The sequence below is a fragment of the Verrucosispora sp. SN26_14.1 genome (genome assembly GCF_004307965.1).
GTDB lineage: Bacteria > Actinomycetota > Actinomycetes > Mycobacteriales > Micromonosporaceae > Micromonospora.
In genome coordinates, this window is sequence record NZ_SISL01000830.1 from 1 (window position 1) to 1,058 (window position 1,058).

At 74.0% G+C, this 1,058-nt stretch carries 1 protein-coding gene and 1 pseudogene; both read right to left on the reverse strand.

Annotation, left to right across the window (positions count from 1 at the left end):
• On the reverse strand, positions 1–504 hold a 504-nt coding region (locus tag EYA84_RS32265; protein WP_201272556.1), incomplete at its 3' end, for a hypothetical protein.
• Positions 505–513: 9 nt separating this feature from the next.
• Positions 514–1,058 (reverse strand): annotated as a pseudogene (locus EYA84_RS32270) (hypothetical protein); the annotation flags it as partial.

Consider the following 1,058-nt stretch of genomic DNA (forward strand, 5'->3'; position numbering starts at 1 on the left):
GCGGCCGAGCGCGGCGGTGGCCACCGCCGCGCCGAAGCCGCAGACGATGTTGATCATCGGGAAGGCGAGCATGAAGGGCGCGGCGACCGAGGTGCCGGCCACGCCGCCGTCCGCGCGGAGCAGTTGGGTCGCCACGGCGAAGCCGAGGACCGCGTTGACGGTCCAGAGTGGCAGGCCGTGCGCCCCCAGCAGCGCCCCGGTGAGGGCGGCGTGCCCGGCCGCGTAGCAGAAGAACCCGATCCCGCCGCCGCTGACCACCAGCACGGTGACCATCAGCGCGGCGTCCAGCGCGAGGAAGCTCAACCGCCACCGGATCGCGGTCGGCCACCTGCTCAGCACGGTGACCTGCACCGCCGTGGTCGCGGCGATGAGCCCGAGCGTGTGGACCGCCGCCCACGCGTCGTCCACCAGCCGCAGTCCCACTCCGACGGCGGCGATGGTCACGACGAGCCGGCCGAGCAGGACTGCCCGACAGAGAGCGGCGTATGCGACGAACCGGCTCATCCGTTGCCGTCAGCTGATGGTGACTTTGTCGATGTCGGGTGCCGACTTGTCGCTCCAGAGCCGCACCGCGACGCGTCCGGCCGGGACCGTGGCGTCGAACTGGACGCTGCGCGGCGAGTCCCAGGCGGTGCCGGTGACGGCGAAGGTGTGCTGGCTGGCGTCGTTGACGGCGACTCGGAGTTCCCGTGGCCCGTCCACTGTGTAGTGCACGGTGACGGTCCGGCGACCGGCCGTGGGGACGTCGAAGAAGACGGTGAGGTTGCCCAGGTAGCGCACCCGCGCGCCGCCGTCGCAGGCGGAACAGGTGGCGATCTGGGCGCCGCCGCCGAGGGTGTTGCCCGGTGCCTCGGCCTGCACGGTGAGCGGTCGGAACCGCTCGGTGCCGCCGGTCGCGCTGGCGCTCGCGGTCGGGCCGGGGTTCCGGCTCGTCGGGGCGGACGTGGGTGTGCGCGACGGCTCTTCCTCCGGCACCGGGAAGGCGTGGCCGCCACCGCCCGGACGCGGTGTGCCGCTCGGAGCGCCCGGGCTCGGCGTACGCTCGGGCCCGGGCTGTC